Here is a 14,739-nt window from a genome sequence, read left to right on the forward strand (position 1 = left end):
GTCAATTGATCAAGCAGCTACGGGACCGTCCCTTTAGCTGCTTGTTGTGCAATCTGCCGACCTTGGAGAGGTGATGAAGATGAAATTCAGACGTCGCGAAAAAGTAGCAATCTATATCACTCGGGAAAAACCTAACGGATGGGAACTACTTGTTTTTCATCCACAATCGGCTCCAGAGAGTGATTGGCAGATCCCCGCAGGTACGATCGAAGATGCTGAAATCGCTAAGGAAGCGGCTGTCCGTGAGACGCTTGAGGAAAGTGGTCTCTCGTTAGCATCCGTTCAGTACATCGGCGAAGAAGAGATGCGGTACCCAGAGCGAATGCGGGTCCATTACACGTATTTCTACCATGCGCACATCGAATGCCAAGAGAACCGCTGGACGCATTGTGTGGCTGGTGACGGTCAGGATTGCGGTGATTTCTTTGATTTCGCGTGGTTGCCACTTGAACGGATCACGCAACTCGAACGCCGCCATCATATTTTCTTGGATCGTTTGATTCATCGATTGGAACGGACACGTCCGTATGATTGTCGAAAACACGGTTAATCCCGTGTTTTTTTGTTTTGTCTCACTATCTTAAGTTTACCTTGATTATGAGACAAAATCTTATAACTATTGATAATATATGTTATGTTAACTTAAATAAAAAAATCATTTTTTGATCAGATGCATGCATCCCCCCTGTCATCTAAAAATCGGTCTATCGTCCTGTTGGTCTTCCTCTTCATTCTTTGTTACTCTAATAACAGTAACACCGTGAATGTTACCTTTTTATCGGTAACAAATAAAATGTTTCCATGATTGTGGCAACAAATGAACAGGAGGAATCGTCATGCAGGCTGTTGCCTTGTCGTTTGATGTCAAAGGCTCCCGCGATTATCCGAGCAAAGAAGCGTTACTTCAAACGCTCCGAGAACTCGCGAACGATCTGAATACGGCATTTCCTGCGAGTATCGTTCCGTTCCAAATCAAATCCGGTGATAGTTTACTAGCGGTATTTGCGGATTATCCGGTTAGTTATCCGGTCGTGCTGCACTTATTGAATCAAGAATTGCCGGGTTACATCGGGATCGGATTTGGTCAATATGAGACGATTTCAACGACACAAGCAGAAGAAGCCAATGGTAGTGCGATCATTCATGCCTTTGAAGCACAGGAAGTGGCGAAGACACTTCCGTCACGGATCGCCTTTGCTGGACCGCCCTACTTACCGACCGCCCTGCTGAATGGCTATCTCGAGATGCTGTATCCAGCGTATTTCGGGAAGACGGACCGCCAGATTGAACTGCACCGGTTGATGGATCAATATCCGGATGATACGTATGAAGAGATCGGTCTGAAGATGGGCTTTAAGGAACAAGATGCCCGCGCGAATGTCGCCAAACTCGTCTCCCGCTCGCAGCGTAAGCAACGCAAGCGACTTGAAGCTGCCTTGGCACAGGCACTGGAGCAATTCCAAGTCTGGGAGGCGATTCGGTGACTGTCTTACTTAGCCTTATCCTTGTCCACCTACTTGCTGATTTTCCATTACAGACGAGACGGATGGCGCAACTGAAACATCGACACCGACGCATCTTGGTCCAACATCTTGCCGTCCATGCGGTTCTGATGCTCCTTGTCCTTGCGTTCTTCGTCATTCGAGGGCAGTTGACCCTCGACATCGCCGGATGGCTTGGAGGGAGCATTCTCGTGTTTCACGCCCTACTCGATGCTTCCCCGCTTAAACGTCGCGTCAAGCAAGCAGCGGCGTACTGGATCGATCAAGCGTTACATATCGCTGTCGTCATTGCCTTGACATGGGTGTTTGTTCCGATCGATTGGTCGTTGTCGTTCTCGCGACCGGAACAAATTCTGTGGATTCTATGTTTTAGTTTAGTGACGACGGAGTTGCTCGGTCATGGGATTGCTTTGATGCTCGCACCATTCGCTCCGCGCTTGATCGAAGCGCATTTCGAGCGGAAAGTGACACGTAAGGAGCAACTCGACGGCGTTTCGCGGACTGTCACACATGAAGTCGAAGATTCTGCCCGCAGTTATACGACGGAATTGAACGGGATCGGGCGTTATATTGGTCTCGTCGAACGGGCGATCATCACCCTGCTCGTCGTCACGAACGCAACCGGAGCCATCGGCTTCATCATTGCTTTGAAGGCACTGGCCCGTTTTAAACAGTTTGAAGATCGCCGCTTTGCGGAATATTATATCATCGGGAGCTTGCTCAGTATCTTAGGTGCGATTTTATGTGGACTGGCGATTCGCGTCGCGCTCTAAACGATGAATGAAAGTGAGGGAGACGGTTTGGACCGTCGCACGAAGCATGAAACAAATTGGATTAGTGAGACATCACCGGGTGACGGAAGGATACCCGACGAAAGGCTGGATCAGCGCCAGCGACATTGAAAAATGGATTGAACGCTATGATACGTCAGACATCGATATTCAACCGGTCGAGCTCGGTCAGATCGACTGGACGGTCTGTTATGCCAGTAGCATGCCACGCGCTGTACAGACGGCGAAGAGCGTCTACGATCAAGAGATCATCGTGACGGATCTACTGCGGGAAGTACCGTTTCCGACGATTCGCTCGAATCTCCGGTTACCGTTTCTTGGCTGGGCGGTCCTCGGTCGACTGGCAGCCCCGTTCAGCAAACGGATTCAAGCGGAAATCAAGGATGCGAATGAACGGATCGAGGTCCTGTTGAATCAATTGATGTTCGAGGATGATGAACGGGTCTTACTTGTTGGGCACGGCGGCATGATGATTCTGATGCGGGCTGCCTTGAAGCGTCGCGGTTACCGGGGACCCCGGTTCGGTCATCCGCGCAACGGTATGCTCTATCTGTTCGAGAAAGAGGAACCGACATGTTGAAATGGGGCTCAACGATTCTGTTAGCACTCTGCCTGATCGTCATCTTCTACACGACCCGGGATGAAGAGCCCCCTGCCTCAACGGCGGGACAAATGGAGGTCTATGGTTTTGATGTCGGTCAAGGAGATAGCACGTTCATCCGGACGAAGGAAGACGCGATCTTGATTGACGGTGGGAATAACGGTAAAGGCGAGGATGTCGTCCGCTACCTGCAAGAACTGGGTGTCAAACGCTTAACAGCAGTTATCGCGACACATCCGGACGCCGATCATATCGGTGGACTCGATACCGTCCTCGATGCCTTTCCAGTCGACAGCGTCTATGCCCCGCGTGTCACGCATACGACGGAGACGTACCGCGATTTCCTTCTAGCCGTCAAACGCGAAGGAGTGACGATCAAGTCGGTTAAGGCGGGTCTTGAGATACCGAGTACAGCCGCACGCTTTACGTTCCTTGCACCCCTAACGGACAGGACACAGGATCTTAACAGTTGGAGTGCCGTCCTGCGGGTCGAACATGGACAGGATCGGTTCCTCTTCATGGGCGACGCACCAATCCGGACGGAACGACAATTGCTTGAGTCGGACGAAGATCTCCGCGCCGATGTCCTGAAACTGGGGCATCACGGAGCAGACACATCGTCCTCCCTGCCCTTCCTACAAGCCGTTAATCCGAAGCGAGCGTTGATCTCAGCCGGGCAGGATAATGCTTACCGTCACCCGCGTCCCTCCGTTTTACAGGAACTGAAAGCAGAACAGATCACGATTGACCGAACCGATCAAAGTGGAACGATTCAGTATATCTCGACCGGTGACGGTATCAAGGAATCGAACCGGACCGATTTACGACCGGAATAACGAGACGTGGAGGTGCATCAGATGCGATTGACCCTAGCTGATTTTGAAGACGATCTAGCGATTTGCGAAACCGACGACCGTGAGACGATCACATTACCGAAAAGTCGTTTGCCGCGCCAGGCGACGATCGGCGACCGACTCGACTGGAGTGGGCGTTCGATTCGGATCTTACGCGATGAGACGAATGCACGTAAAAAAGAGATCACCGAGTTGATGGATGATCTCTTTGAAAAATGATGGGACTTCCTCAGTACGCTGAGGGAGTCTTTTTTTAACCGAGTAGACTGATGACGAGACCAGCGATGATGCCTGCTGTGAATAAAGTACCTAATGTATAAGCGAGTAGTCGTAACCCGATCGGGAGCCGACGAATCGCGGCAAAGGCTCGGCGATTCGGGGGTCCCCCAGCGACGATACGTTGGTAATCATCGAGCGGACTATGGGCGATGTCATGTCGATTGATTGGAGTAGTAGCGGATTCCGTAGTATGGCGTTTCATGAGTCCATTCCCCCTTCTCTTAACAACCTTATATATTTTATTCGCTAAGTGACTTCATAATCCTTTTTTCAATTTTTTTGATATTTCACGAAACTTTTGGATGAAACTGGTAGTATAAAAGATAGACGTATTTCTTTATGCGTGATTCCTGGAAAATCACTAGCGGTTTTTTCTGAATTTTCGTACACTTTAGAAATACGATGCATCTTAAAGGGGGAATCATCTATGTTTCAAACGTTACGTACATCACTCAAACAATCTGTCCTTGGTCAGGACGATGTGATTGATCATTTATTGATGGGCTTGCTTGCTGAAGGCCATGTGTTGCTCGAAGATCGCCCGGGGACCGGTAAGACGACACTAGCAAAAGCACTGGCGCAGACACTCGAAGCGAAGTTCTCACGTATTCAATGTACAGCGGATACGTTACCGACCGATCTACTTGGGATGGAGCTGTTCAACCCGCTGACAGGATCGTTTGAACAACGGTTTGGTCCGCTGTTCGCGAACATCGTCCTCGTCGATGAGATTAACCGGACGACGCCACGAACACAATCAGCATTGCTCGAGGCAATGGCGGAAGGACAAGTGACGATCGGGGATACGTCTTATACGTTACCGCAACACTTTCTTGTCATCGCGACACAAAATCCGTTTGATGGACACGGTACATTCCCGCTGCCGCATGCCCAACTTGACCGTTTCTTGTTCAAGTTGTCGTTCGCTCCGCTGACACGTCAGGCGGAGAAGGCATTATTACGTGGAGCACACTTAACAGCTGCCGAACTACAAATTCCACTCGAACAACTCAATGACTGGAAAGAGGAAGTCACCGCCGTCTCGATCGACGATAGCGTCGAAAACTACTTACTCGACGTCTGTGACGCACTCCGCGTCCATCGTGACGTTGAGATCGGACCGAGTCCACGAGCGACGCTCGCACTCTTAAAAGCAGCAAAAGCACGGGCCTGGATGCAGGAGCGGACGTACGTCACACCAGAGGACGTCAAGCACTTGGCAACGCCATTGCTTGCCCACCGTCTCGTCTTGACGCTCGAAGCGACGCTGAAGCTCTCGAACGAACGACTCGTCGAGCAGGTTCTCGATTCACTCACTGTTCCGACTGAGGTGTAATCATGCAATTGATCATACCAAAAGGCTTTAACCTCATCATTCTTACGATGACAGGTGCAAGTGGCGTCATCGTCGGGCTCTATGGTCCTGTCTGGATCGCGGCTTTACTACTCGCCTATACACTATATGGCTGGGTGATGCCGTATTATCTCGAATACGTTGCAAAGCGGCTTCGCGTCCGCCTCCTTGAGACCGTTCGCGCTTTTCGAGAGGAAACGATCCAGATACCGTTCGAGTTATCGAACCCAACGAAGTTACCACTCGGTCGCATCACGATCTCTGGGTTGCTCGGGGATCAGATCAAGCTTCCTGATGCGAGTAGTCAATTTTGGCGTCAACACTTATATGTCAGCAAACAGACGATCGTGCCATTTTCAATCGATGTCATTGCCGCTCACCGGGGAACGATTCGGATTCAGTCGTTTGACGTCATGATCTCGGATCCGTTTCATTTGATCACAATCTATGTGACGCTTGATATCCAAGAGCTGGGTCATGTCTTCCCTGACTTTGCACCAGCGTCGGTCGAGTGGAATGAGCGGATGATTCCCGGTGAGACGATTGATCGCTCGAGTCCGTTCACCGATCGCTCGAGTTTCCACTCCGTCGTTCCCTACTCCGGAGATGCGAAGTCGATCTACTGGTCCGCTTATGCGAAGACGAATGAGCTGTACTCGTATCAATATGACCGGAAACGTAACCATGATTATGCCGTCATCGTTGATGGCTTGTCCGCAGACGGACTCGCCCTCCGCTCGGACTTCGAGAAACTGTTATCGCGTGCCGCGACGATCATCCGTGAACTCGAGAAACAAGGAGCTTCCTACAGTCTCTGGATTTCGATGGTCAACCGATCCGGGCAGTGGTATCATGTTCCGTCTGGGACGGGAAAACATCAATTCCTACGGACGATGGAATGCCTTGCCCGGCTTTCCGAATACGATCTACCGCTCGAACGCCGGTACTTCACGAAACGATTGCAACGTAGTGTACCGTCGACGACGGCGGAGATCCATCTCGGTCACCGGCAGAAAGGAGTGAGCGCATGATTCTCTGGTGGATATTCCTTGCGAGTCTGTTACCGGTTCCGTTCTATCTCGCGGTCGCTCTTCCGGCACTTGCCTTCGTGCCGCATCGTTCGCTTCGCATCGGATTACAGCTACTCGTAGCGGGCTCCTTATATTTCCTCTCTCCCGTAGCTAGCGTCTTAGCGCTCGTCTTCGTCGCCTGGTCCGCGTTTCTTGATACGGTCGATTCGGCGTGGCGATACGCTACGAGTGCGATGGTCATCGGCGTCGTGATGGTATTGTTTCCGGGAGTGACACCACCGATTGGCGCCTTTTTACTTCTGCTCTTCGTCGTCGCGTATCCATTCGTCGTCACGTACATGACAGAATGGCGGCGTATCTTCCCGACGGTCGCGCTCGTACTTAGCGCGGGGTTGATCATCGCTGTCATCTTCCGGCTTACGAAAGAAGCGCTCATCGGATCCGTCACGAGTGCGATTCGTCCACTATTTGAAGCATTTGGTTCATTGTTCCTTTGGACGGAGCCACTTGGTCGGGAAGCGGACACGATGACGAACCGGGCAATGGGACTTGAAAACATTAAAGGCGTCAAAGAAGTGAAGCAAGCAACGGTCCAGGCAGGAACACCGGATTGGATTTGGATTGCGACGACGCTTCTGACTGTCATCTTAGTTGCAGTTACACTTTATGTCATCCGGAAGCGGAAAGTCATAGCCATCGAAAGAGAGCAAACCGTCAAGCACTCCAAGCAGGCACGGGCGCATGTGCCAAAGCGGCATAGTCATCATCCGTTTCTGAAGATTGCCTCACAACTCGAGCAAGCCTTCCCAAGACGCCATGAAGAGACGACGCTTGAATGGCTGACACGGATCGAGTTCCCGGATGCGTCATCAAACGCGCGTCTGATTGACGGAATCGAGTTCAGTCCAAGTGAACCGGCTTACGACATTCAGACGTTTCGCCGTCAAGTACGGGAACAAATCGAACGCTAACGAAAAGCCCCTGCTCATGGAGCGGGGGCTTCCTCGTCGCATAATGTGCGGATCAATTGGTTGCGTGGTGTCGTCGCGAGTCCCCAGTCGCAAATCGCATCAAGTAAGGGAATCAAGGAGATTCCTTTTTCGCTCAAGGCATATTCGACACGGGGTGGAATCTCTGGGTAGATGGTCCGCGTAATCAAGCCATCTTGTTCGAGTTGCTTCAGTTGCTGTGTCAGCGTCTTCGGTGAGACGTCCTGGATATAACGCTCGAGTGTATTAAACCGCACCGCACCTTCCTCATGCAGCTCGTACAAGATCATCACTTTCCACTTGCCTTGAATCTGACGCATCGTCGCATCGAACTCATTTAAATACGGCATACCGTCCCCTCCCTTACCAAAAGGTAACCGACTGACCTAAAAGTGCGTACTTCTCGGATTGGGTTCCCTCTGTTATCTTCAATCTATCATACCAAATAATAAGGAGACGATATCATGAAAACAGGATTCATTGCCATCACAGGTGCTACGTCAGGAATCGGGCATGCGATTGCGCGAACGTTCATTCAAAAAGGGTACCGCGTCTTATTACTCGGACGCCGCATTGACCGTCTTGAAAGCCTTGCTTCAGACGATGTCTTGGTTCGCCAAGTCGCAGCCACCGACCGAGCAGCCCTCGATGCTGCTTTAGCAGACGCGACGGAAGCGTTCGGACCGGTCGAAGCCATCATTAATAATGCAGGACGGATGTTACTCGGTCAAATCGAGACACAAGACGCGGAAGAATGGGAAGAGATGTTTGATGTCAACGCACTCGGTGTCTTACACGGCATGCAAGCCGTCCTTCCGTCGATGGTGGAGCGCAAGACCGGCACAATCATCAACATCAGCTCGATTGCCGGTAAAAAGACGTTCGCCGACCACGCCGCGTACGTCGGCACGAAATTCGCCGTCCACGCGATGAGTGAGAACGTTCGAAGTGAAGTCGCGTCTCACGGTGTCCGCGTCATGACGATCGCACCAGGAGTCGTCGAGACGGAATTACTCGGTCATACGACAAGTGACGCGATCAAGGACGGCTACAACGAATGGAAACAGTCGATTGATGGTGGACTCGATCCGCAAGTCGTCGCGGATACCGTCTTATTCGTCTTCGAGCAACCACAACATGTCAACATCCGGGAAATCGTTTTAGCTCCGACGAAGCAACTCGATTGACGAATAATAAACCGAAGCGCTCGGGAAGTGGATGTACTTCCGAGCGCTTCGGTCTATTTTCATATACGTGTTACTTTGTCAGATGACTCTGTTCAATCGTTTGAAAGATCGATTGATAGATCTGCAGTTGCTCTGACCGATTCGGTCGTTCGATCCCCTCACCGAACAACCAGGTCGTCTCTTGTGTATCGTCATAGAGCATACCAGCCGCAAACGTCGGATTCGGCACCGAGATGCTTTCCTCATAAGAGAGACTCGGATCAAGAAACGGTTCGACGGATTTCTGAGAGCCGATGAAGAAAAACGGAATATGTGCCTTCCGGTAGACGGTGGCATAGTCGCGTCCCGATGCCTGATGTAAGTACTCCGGCATGACCATGACGGCATCGTAGCGTCGTAAATCTCCTTTGATCTCGTGCAGATCAATCGAGTGGAAGTCCGGAGATTGCGTAAGTACTGGAGGCGTTCCGACGACGGCGATGGTAAGATCGATGGTACTGGCTTTTGGCGTCAACGTCGGTTTTTTCATCATAGATACGGTAAGCAATAGACTGAGTGCGAGTAAAGTCATGACGGTTCTCTGTTTCATCTGTCCCTCCATGATTTCCTGATATTAGGTCTTTCACCTAGTTCCTTTATACCATAAAAATGGGTGACGTTATGTTTTTGTACAATAGGGAAATCGTGCGAATAAAGTATCAACAGAATCCAATAAAAAAAGACTCCCTGATTGGAGTCTTCTTACTTTTCAGCATCGATTTTTGAAGCCTTGCGTGCAATGACGACAATAAAGACGATGGCACCGACAGGAATCACGAGCGGCATCCAGTCGAGGATATACTGTGCGTTCATCGTATCCCCCCTTACCTAGCAAGCTATAAGCGTAGCATATGCCAATTGCTTAGGAGTTGCAAGTCACAGTCGGGGCAGAAGCGCGTTGGCAACTGAGTAATAGATTAAGATACTCGTCGAGAGCGTGTAGCCGATGAATAATAGTGGTGTGAACTTAGGCTTCATGCGTCGTTCAATCAAGCGTAGTGAGCCGATGGTGACGACAAGAGCGACGACCGGACTGAATCCGAACACGACGATATCTAAGGATGTCACGACATCTTCTGGAAACACGAGATGAAAGACAAAAAGTGAGAATAAGTACCACGATGTATAGGATAGACAAACGAAGAAGAGGAAAGCAGCTAGTTTCCGCATCCCGTTTGATTGGCTTTTTTCCATCTGTTGCATGTCGTTCCTCCTACATAAGTATCAGATATCCTTAATAGTAACTGGAACTATTCGCTTAAAATATTCAAATATGAATATCCGACAAAAAACGACAAAAAGTTTTTTTCTCGACAATTAAAAAAAGCAAGATCCACGGTCAAGTGAACCTTGCTTCAGCCCTTAAAGAGCAGGTGTTTCGACTTGGTACATCGTCGCAAGACCTGCCACCTTGTTCTTGAATGTCTCCCGGCGTTCGACAGGTGCGATGATCTCCGCCTGGTTGCCGAATTGAATCAGCCACATCATGAACCCGTCGGAAAAGAGCGCATCGACCTTGACCTCGAACCAGAGGTCATCGAGGCGACGGCAGCGGATATCTGTCCCGAACCGGTCGACGACGGTTGGCATCAGACTCTCCTGGAATTTAAGCGTCAATTGCTCGTTCTCTCCCCCGTACATGTTGAACATGTTACTTAAGTAACTCGGCTCGACATGAACCGGTTCTTCCATCGGTTCGAACGCTTTACAATCGACGATTCGGTCGACCCGGTACGTCCGGATCTCTTTGATCCGCTCATCGCGTCCAATCAAATAGTAATTTCCGTTATCCATCAACAGGTGAGCCGGAGAAACGAGGTAATGCTCGCCATCCTTCCGTAACTCGAACTTCCGCGTCCGTTCATTGAACTTTCCTTGGTACTGGAAACTGATGACGAACCCATCGCTGATGGCTTTCTGGATCGTATCAATCGAGCGCGACGTCATTCCTTTTGGTTTTTTGACAGTATGTAGCACCGGTTGGAGTGACTCCGCCATCTTGTCACTCGTCAACGACTGAATCGTCTGAACGAGCGACGTCGTCTCACTTTCCGAGATGAACTTCGCACTGGCGATGGCATCGACGAGCAATCGGAGCTGATGATGCTCAAAAGGACGACTGACGAGATGATACGGAATGGCAAGTCCATTCTTCGTCTCTTCCGCCACGACGTCAAAACCTGATTTGGCAAGTGCCGCAATATCATCCTTCAACGATTTTCGGGATAGCTTCTCGATCAGTCCTCGTTTCGAGAGTTCCATGCTCAATTCCTCAAGCGTTAACGTATGGTCTTCATCCGACTGACGTTCGAAGATTTCTCGTACAGCAAGTAAGCGGTCACGGTTCGTTAATTTTTCGTTAGACACTACGCATCCTCATTTCCTAAGTCACAATAGTTTGGTTATACTTTACAGTATACATGAAAACGAATATGAAATTAACAATAAAATGGTAAAAATTAAGAGATAGGAGAATTTGGATGCATTATATCGCAGAATGGAATGGTCAGCGCTTTGATTACCGGGATAGCGGGAGCGGTCCCGTCATTCTTTTGATTCATGGCACGCAGTCGGATTACCGAGAAGTCTACCATGTCGAGAAGTTAATCACGGCAGGATATCGTGTCATCGTACCGTCACGTCCGGGATACGGAAGAACGCCACTTCAGCTCGCAGATAGTCCAGAGACGCTTGCGACGTTCTACGCTGGCTGGCTGGCTTCCCGACAGATTAAACAGTACACCGTTTACGGCATCTCTGCCGGCGGACCGACGGCAATCGCGCTTGCGGGAATGGATCCAGGCGTCCATGCTCTCGTTTTAGCGTGTGCGATGACGCACCGGATCTCGCTGCCGTATCATCGTCTTCTGATCCAACCGGTCTTACAACGTCCCCTGCAGTTCATCCAATGGGGGCTTTGGACGTATGTGAAGGATAAGATGCGCAAGTTTCCTGAAGAAGCTGCGGTGCGGATGGTCGAGATGACGAGTCTGTTACCACGCGAAACGATCCGTACCCACATTAGTGAGACGGATGCGTCATTATTATATGAGGTTGGTCTCCAAAATGGTCCTGGACGAGGTGTCTTGTTTGATATCACACAAGACATCGAACGAGAACGGCTTGAAGCCGTCACGTGTCCCGTCTTGATCGTCCATTCGAAGTCAGACCGTGCTGTTCCGTTCGAGCATGCGGAACATGCACGACGGAGCATTCCTCACGCGCAGTTCATTGAATCGAAAAGTCCCGGTCACCTGATTTGGATCGGTCCATCCGCACGTCGGGATGAACGGATGATCGAACGGTTCATCGCCTTCAATCAGATGACTTGAAGACGGAGCCGCATTTTTAGCTTCTCATCATCCTCTTCGATTGCGATCAGACCACGACGCGTCAATTCACCAATCGCACGACGTGTCCGGTCTTGATTAAGTCGGGCACAGCGGGCAATCTCAGCGATGCCCATTCGGCACGACAGTTGGTTCGCCTTAATCTTTGAGGAAGGCTTCGCGACGGAGCGTTGTAAGAGACGCCAAAAGACGTGACGGGCATCCTCTGATAAAGCATAGGCATTTTTCTCGATCACCGGTGGCATGTAACGAACGTCTTCTCGAATCCGGCGAATCAGATAGAGACTAAGCCATTCTTCGAGCTCCGCTTGAATTCGTGAGAATTCGAACCACCAAAGCTGCTCGAGTGCCTCTTCTTCTTTCGTCGCCAGTTGCCAGCTAGCAGGAATCTCATCAAACTCTTCCTCGAGCCAGTCTTCGTAGTCGAGTGCCGTCTCATACAAGACTTGTGACGGAATCTGCTCGAGTGACGTCCGATGTTTATAGATATCAAAGCTCATCCGTCGAAAATGTTCGACGGATGCAGCCACTTGGCTCAAATGAATTAATTGTTTCGTAATGAGTCGCGCCAGTCCATCCATCTCGAGGTGGATGGCATATAAGTGTTTTTCTAGCGCAATGAGCGTACTTCTCTCCATTCGACCGTTCCTCCCCTATTTGTTTTTCGTCTTCTTGTCTTTTTCCGCAAAACCCTTATTCAAAACCAATTGTGAGCATATCGGTGTATTGACAGTGCAGTTTGGAATAGAATAGAACAATCGAATTCAAAAGGAGATGCACGTTATGTATACGATTTTTGGTAGCTCACGCAAAGGAAACAGTGAATGGCTCGGGGAACAAGCATTGAAAGACATCTCTCATGTTGCTGTCGATTTGGCAAACGTCTCGATTCAGCCGATTGAAGACCGCCGTCATCATGGAGGCTTTTTGCCGATTGGCGATGACTATCGTCGGATCGTCGAAGAAATGCTTGAACACGATGACATCCTGTTCATCACTCCGATTTATTGGTACTCGATGTCGACAAAGATGAAATTATTCATCGACCGATTCAGCGAGTCACTGCGCGACGAAGAGCTTGACTTCAAACGTCGGATGGCGGGGAAACGATTCCACTTGATCGCAGTCGGAGGAGATAATCCACGCGTTAAAGGACAAGCGCTCGTCACGCAGTTCGAGCATATCGCATCGTTCCTTGGCGCAACGCTTGAGACAGCGATTCTTGCCGAAGGGAATGCACCGGGAGAGGTCGAGCACGATCAAGAAGCGGTTGCGGCAATCGCGGCGTTTCGTGAAAAAATGTCAGGAGCACGTGTTTAAGCACTGTTCGTGAAGGGAAATAACTGAAGCAGAGCGCACGACGATCTAGCGTACGACTCAATTCAGGAGGTGGTCAGCCATGTTCGCATCTAAAAAACGATCGAATCGCAAGTGGAAACAACTGACTTCACGCCAGCATATCCTTCATCTTGAGCATCTGTATCAATCACGCGAAGAGACGATCGTTCGTGATCGCCTCTCCTTACAACACATCATGGAACGTGCCGTCCGGACCGGACAGACAGTCCACGTCCGATTGAAACAACTCGATACGGTATCCGGTTCGATCCAAGCGATTTTTCATGACCGCGGAACGATCGAACTCGTCACATCGACAGGTATGCGCCGCATGGTGCGAGCGTCAGACGTCATCGATATCGAGTGGAAGACAACTTAACAGCAAATAACCCCTTCTCGACTAGAGGAGGGGTTTTGGTTTACATGAGCCCTTTGCCACCGAGTGGTTGATCTGTCAGTACAAATCGTAAACGTCGTCCATAACCCATACATTAAGAAGTACCTGATAACGGTCGGACTTCCGCGCGCCACCCGTAAGCTTCCCCTTCTGCGACTTGGGTCGTCGGGTGAAGGGAAGCCAGTTCCATCGCCTGATCGAAATCACGTGCTTCAAAGACGATTAAACTGCCGATCTGCTCCCCATGCGTTCGATCCGGTTCTACTTTTTTCTGTACGACCCCATCCTGCCAGTAAAATGCTTGTGTCGTAAGACCAGGGTGCCACTCTGATAGGACGTTGACTTGTTCATTGAAGGTGATCATCAATTCATCACAACGGGACATCAACGCATCGATTTCTTCCTTCGATAAAGCATCCATCCGTTCTGCGTCATAATAGCCGGTATATAAAAATTGCATCGTCTTTCCTCCTCTCATTTTTCCCATTCCCTTCCATGATCAGACTAAACAAAAACCTCCTGTCTCTAAACTAAGAAACAGGAGGTTTACGTATCATTCATCTTTTAACTTCACGTTTTGGTCCGCTGGTAACGTCGTCGTCGTTTCCTCGTCTTCGAGTTTCGGTACGCCAGCACCATAATCGGTTGCTTCATCCGTCACGTACGACGCCGCGAACGCTGGATTCAGTAAATCGGATTTCGAACCGACGATGACGATCCGACCGTGTCGGACTTCATCTTCTAAGTCCTCAGCGACATCCTTCGTCATGCCAAGCTCGGACAACTGCGCGATCCGGTCATTTCGGTTACTCCGGACGGCTGATAATAACGTCTCGAAGAACGACTTCTTTGTCACGCGGTACGGTAACGTCTGTGTGTCATTCGCGATCCGTTCCGCGAGTTCTTCATCTTTCGCAAAGATATAAATCTGTTTATTCGAATAGCCACTTGATTTGAGGCTCGTCACTTCTGCGTCGACAGCGGTCATGTTTCGTACGATGCGTGTTTCAAGCATAAAAATCCCTCT

At 50.1% G+C, this 14,739-nt stretch carries 21 protein-coding genes; 13 read left to right on the top strand and 8 right to left on the bottom strand.

Annotation, left to right across the window (positions count from 1 at the left end):
• The first annotated feature begins 79 nt into the window (after positions 1 to 79).
• From ITJ88_RS06550 to ITJ88_RS06575, 6 genes are all read left to right on the top strand, one after another.
• Complete coding sequence (locus ITJ88_RS06550) at positions 80 to 550, top strand: NUDIX domain-containing protein (protein WP_230088538.1); 471 nt, start codon at positions 80 to 82, stop codon at positions 548 to 550.
• 286 nt (positions 551 to 836) lie between these two features.
• Positions 837 to 1,484 carry a hypothetical protein gene (locus tag ITJ88_RS06555; protein ID WP_195865043.1) on the top strand — a complete coding sequence of 216 codons (648 nt, stop codon included), beginning with the start codon at positions 837 to 839 and terminating at the stop codon, positions 1,482 to 1,484.
• The gene (locus ITJ88_RS06560) at positions 1,481 to 2,275 is read left to right on the top strand and encodes a DUF3307 domain-containing protein (protein WP_195865044.1); all 795 of its coding nucleotides are present in this window, start codon (positions 1,481 to 1,483) and stop codon (positions 2,273 to 2,275) included. Before ITJ88_RS06555 ends, ITJ88_RS06560 begins: the two co-directional genes overlap by 4 nt.
• Positions 2,276 to 2,321: 46 nt before the next feature.
• Complete coding sequence (locus tag ITJ88_RS06565; RefSeq protein ID WP_195865045.1) at positions 2,322 to 2,873, top strand: histidine phosphatase family protein; 552 nt, start codon at positions 2,322 to 2,324, stop codon at positions 2,871 to 2,873.
• Positions 2,867 to 3,730, top strand: coding sequence for a ComEC/Rec2 family competence protein (locus tag ITJ88_RS06570; RefSeq protein WP_230088539.1), 864 nt, complete (start codon positions 2,867 to 2,869; stop codon positions 3,728 to 3,730). The genes ITJ88_RS06565 and ITJ88_RS06570 overlap by 7 nt, the downstream gene beginning before the upstream one ends.
• Positions 3,731 to 3,751: 21 nt before the next feature.
• The gene (locus ITJ88_RS06575) at positions 3,752 to 3,967 is read left to right on the top strand and encodes a DUF3006 domain-containing protein (protein WP_195865046.1); all 216 of its coding nucleotides are present in this window, start codon (positions 3,752 to 3,754) and stop codon (positions 3,965 to 3,967) included.
• Positions 3,968 to 4,001: 34 nt separating this feature from the next.
• On the opposite strand, the gene ITJ88_RS06580 is transcribed toward ITJ88_RS06575, so the two are convergent.
• Entirely contained in the window at positions 4,002 to 4,229 is a 228-nt protein-coding gene (locus ITJ88_RS06580; protein WP_195865047.1) for a hypothetical protein, read from the bottom strand.
• A 225-nt stretch (positions 4,230 to 4,454) separates the two neighbouring features.
• Between ITJ88_RS06580 and ITJ88_RS06585 the strand changes: the two genes are divergently transcribed.
• From ITJ88_RS06585 to ITJ88_RS06595, 3 genes are read left to right on the top strand one after another with little or no spacing between them, the layout of a single operon-like run.
• On the top strand, positions 4,455 to 5,363 hold the full coding sequence (locus ITJ88_RS06585) for an AAA family ATPase (protein WP_195865048.1): 909 nt from the start codon (positions 4,455 to 4,457) through the stop codon (positions 5,361 to 5,363).
• 2 nt (positions 5,364 to 5,365) lie between these two features.
• The gene (locus ITJ88_RS06590; RefSeq protein WP_195865049.1) at positions 5,366 to 6,412 is read left to right on the top strand and encodes a DUF58 domain-containing protein; all 1,047 of its coding nucleotides are present in this window, start codon (positions 5,366 to 5,368) and stop codon (positions 6,410 to 6,412) included.
• Complete coding sequence (locus ITJ88_RS06595) at positions 6,409 to 7,383, top strand: hypothetical protein (protein ID WP_195865050.1); 975 nt, start codon at positions 6,409 to 6,411, stop codon at positions 7,381 to 7,383. Before ITJ88_RS06590 ends, ITJ88_RS06595 begins: the two co-directional genes overlap by 4 nt.
• 14 nt (positions 7,384 to 7,397) lie before the next feature.
• On the opposite strand, the gene ITJ88_RS06600 is transcribed toward ITJ88_RS06595, so the two are convergent.
• Entirely contained in the window at positions 7,398 to 7,751 is a 354-nt protein-coding gene (locus tag ITJ88_RS06600; RefSeq protein ID WP_195865051.1) for a winged helix-turn-helix transcriptional regulator, read from the bottom strand.
• 114 nt (positions 7,752 to 7,865) lie between these two features.
• Between ITJ88_RS06600 and ITJ88_RS06605 the strand changes: the two genes are divergently transcribed.
• Positions 7,866 to 8,588, top strand: coding sequence for an SDR family oxidoreductase (locus ITJ88_RS06605; protein WP_195865052.1), 723 nt, complete (start codon positions 7,866 to 7,868; stop codon positions 8,586 to 8,588).
• A 70-nt stretch (positions 8,589 to 8,658) separates the two neighbouring features.
• Here ITJ88_RS06605 and ITJ88_RS06610 read toward each other — a convergent pair whose 3' ends face one another.
• From ITJ88_RS06610 to ITJ88_RS16465, 3 genes are all read right to left on the bottom strand, one after another.
• On the bottom strand, positions 8,659 to 9,177 hold the full coding sequence (locus ITJ88_RS06610) for a hypothetical protein (RefSeq protein ID WP_195865053.1): 519 nt from the start codon (positions 9,175 to 9,177) through the stop codon (positions 8,659 to 8,661).
• A gap of 326 nt (positions 9,178 to 9,503) precedes the next feature.
• Complete coding sequence (locus ITJ88_RS06615) at positions 9,504 to 9,830, bottom strand: hypothetical protein (RefSeq protein WP_195865054.1); 327 nt, start codon at positions 9,828 to 9,830, stop codon at positions 9,504 to 9,506.
• A 159-nt stretch (positions 9,831 to 9,989) separates the two neighbouring features.
• Positions 9,990 to 10,994, bottom strand: coding sequence for a helix-turn-helix transcriptional regulator (locus tag ITJ88_RS16465; RefSeq protein ID WP_069940698.1), 1,005 nt, complete (start codon positions 10,992 to 10,994; stop codon positions 9,990 to 9,992).
• Between the two features lie 113 nt (positions 10,995 to 11,107).
• On the opposite strand from ITJ88_RS16465, the gene ITJ88_RS06625 reads away from it, so the two are divergent.
• Complete coding sequence (locus tag ITJ88_RS06625; protein WP_195865055.1) at positions 11,108 to 11,959, top strand: alpha/beta fold hydrolase; 852 nt, start codon at positions 11,108 to 11,110, stop codon at positions 11,957 to 11,959.
• Here the strand turns inward: ITJ88_RS06625 and ITJ88_RS06630 are convergent.
• On the bottom strand, positions 11,947 to 12,615 hold the full coding sequence (locus tag ITJ88_RS06630; protein WP_029341707.1) for a hypothetical protein: 669 nt from the start codon (positions 12,613 to 12,615) through the stop codon (positions 11,947 to 11,949). The genes ITJ88_RS06625 and ITJ88_RS06630 overlap by 13 nt on opposite strands.
• A gap of 145 nt (positions 12,616 to 12,760) precedes the next feature.
• Between ITJ88_RS06630 and ITJ88_RS06635 the strand changes: the two genes are divergently transcribed.
• Together ITJ88_RS06635 and ITJ88_RS06640 are read left to right on the top strand one after the other, a co-directional pair.
• On the top strand, positions 12,761 to 13,297 hold the full coding sequence (locus tag ITJ88_RS06635) for a flavodoxin family protein (protein ID WP_195865056.1): 537 nt from the start codon (positions 12,761 to 12,763) through the stop codon (positions 13,295 to 13,297).
• 79 nt (positions 13,298 to 13,376) lie between these two features.
• Entirely contained in the window at positions 13,377 to 13,694 is a 318-nt protein-coding gene (locus ITJ88_RS06640; protein WP_050677938.1) for a hypothetical protein, read from the top strand.
• A 112-nt stretch (positions 13,695 to 13,806) separates the two neighbouring features.
• Here ITJ88_RS06640 and ITJ88_RS06645 read toward each other — a convergent pair whose 3' ends face one another.
• Complete coding sequence (locus ITJ88_RS06645; protein ID WP_195865057.1) at positions 13,807 to 14,172, bottom strand: YciI family protein; 366 nt, start codon at positions 14,170 to 14,172, stop codon at positions 13,807 to 13,809.
• Positions 14,173 to 14,265: 93 nt separating this feature from the next.
• The gene (locus tag ITJ88_RS06650; protein WP_023468312.1) at positions 14,266 to 14,727 is read right to left on the bottom strand and encodes a YflT domain-containing protein; all 462 of its coding nucleotides are present in this window, start codon (positions 14,725 to 14,727) and stop codon (positions 14,266 to 14,268) included.
• Between the last annotated feature and the right edge of the window lie 12 nt (positions 14,728 to 14,739).

This window comes from Exiguobacterium abrahamii (assembly GCF_015645365.1).
Classification (GTDB): Bacteria; Bacillota; Bacilli; order Exiguobacteriales; family Exiguobacteriaceae; genus Exiguobacterium_A; species Exiguobacterium_A abrahamii.

Excerpts from the sequence above, each read along its gene's own strand:
- ITJ88_RS06630 (WP_029341707.1), bottom strand. The coding sequence starts at position 12,615 with ATGGAGAGAAGTACGCTCATTGCGCTAGAAAAACACTTATATGCCATC.
- ITJ88_RS06625 (WP_195865055.1), top strand. The coding sequence starts at position 11,108 with ATGCATTATATCGCAGAATGGAATGGTCAGCGCTTTGATTACCGGGAT.
- ITJ88_RS06640 (WP_050677938.1), top strand. The coding sequence starts at position 13,377 with ATGTTCGCATCTAAAAAACGATCGAATCGCAAGTGGAAACAACTGACT.
- ITJ88_RS06570 (WP_230088539.1), top strand. The coding sequence starts at position 2,867 with ATGTTGAAATGGGGCTCAACGATTCTGTTAGCACTCTGCCTGATCGTC.
- ITJ88_RS06610 (WP_195865053.1), bottom strand. The coding sequence starts at position 9,177 with ATGAAACAGAGAACCGTCATGACTTTACTCGCACTCAGTCTATTGCTT.
- ITJ88_RS06550 (WP_230088538.1), top strand. The coding sequence starts at position 80 with ATGAAATTCAGACGTCGCGAAAAAGTAGCAATCTATATCACTCGGGAA.
- ITJ88_RS06645 (WP_195865057.1), bottom strand. The coding sequence starts at position 14,172 with ATGCAATTTTTATATACCGGCTATTATGACGCAGAACGGATGGATGCT.
- ITJ88_RS06555 (WP_195865043.1), top strand. The coding sequence starts at position 837 with ATGCAGGCTGTTGCCTTGTCGTTTGATGTCAAAGGCTCCCGCGATTAT.
- ITJ88_RS06565 (WP_195865045.1), top strand. The coding sequence starts at position 2,322 with ATGAAACAAATTGGATTAGTGAGACATCACCGGGTGACGGAAGGATAC.
- ITJ88_RS06605 (WP_195865052.1), top strand. The coding sequence starts at position 7,866 with ATGAAAACAGGATTCATTGCCATCACAGGTGCTACGTCAGGAATCGGG.
- ITJ88_RS06650 (WP_023468312.1), bottom strand. The coding sequence starts at position 14,727 with ATGCTTGAAACACGCATCGTACGAAACATGACCGCTGTCGACGCAGAA.
- ITJ88_RS06580 (WP_195865047.1), bottom strand. The coding sequence starts at position 4,229 with ATGAAACGCCATACTACGGAATCCGCTACTACTCCAATCAATCGACAT.
- ITJ88_RS06600 (WP_195865051.1), bottom strand. The coding sequence starts at position 7,751 with ATGCCGTATTTAAATGAGTTCGATGCGACGATGCGTCAGATTCAAGGC.
- ITJ88_RS06635 (WP_195865056.1), top strand. The coding sequence starts at position 12,761 with ATGTATACGATTTTTGGTAGCTCACGCAAAGGAAACAGTGAATGGCTC.
- ITJ88_RS06615 (WP_195865054.1), bottom strand. The coding sequence starts at position 9,830 with ATGCAACAGATGGAAAAAAGCCAATCAAACGGGATGCGGAAACTAGCT.
- ITJ88_RS06590 (WP_195865049.1), top strand. The coding sequence starts at position 5,366 with ATGCAATTGATCATACCAAAAGGCTTTAACCTCATCATTCTTACGATG.
- ITJ88_RS06595 (WP_195865050.1), top strand. The coding sequence starts at position 6,409 with ATGATTCTCTGGTGGATATTCCTTGCGAGTCTGTTACCGGTTCCGTTC.
- ITJ88_RS06585 (WP_195865048.1), top strand. The coding sequence starts at position 4,455 with ATGTTTCAAACGTTACGTACATCACTCAAACAATCTGTCCTTGGTCAG.
- ITJ88_RS06575 (WP_195865046.1), top strand. The coding sequence starts at position 3,752 with ATGCGATTGACCCTAGCTGATTTTGAAGACGATCTAGCGATTTGCGAA.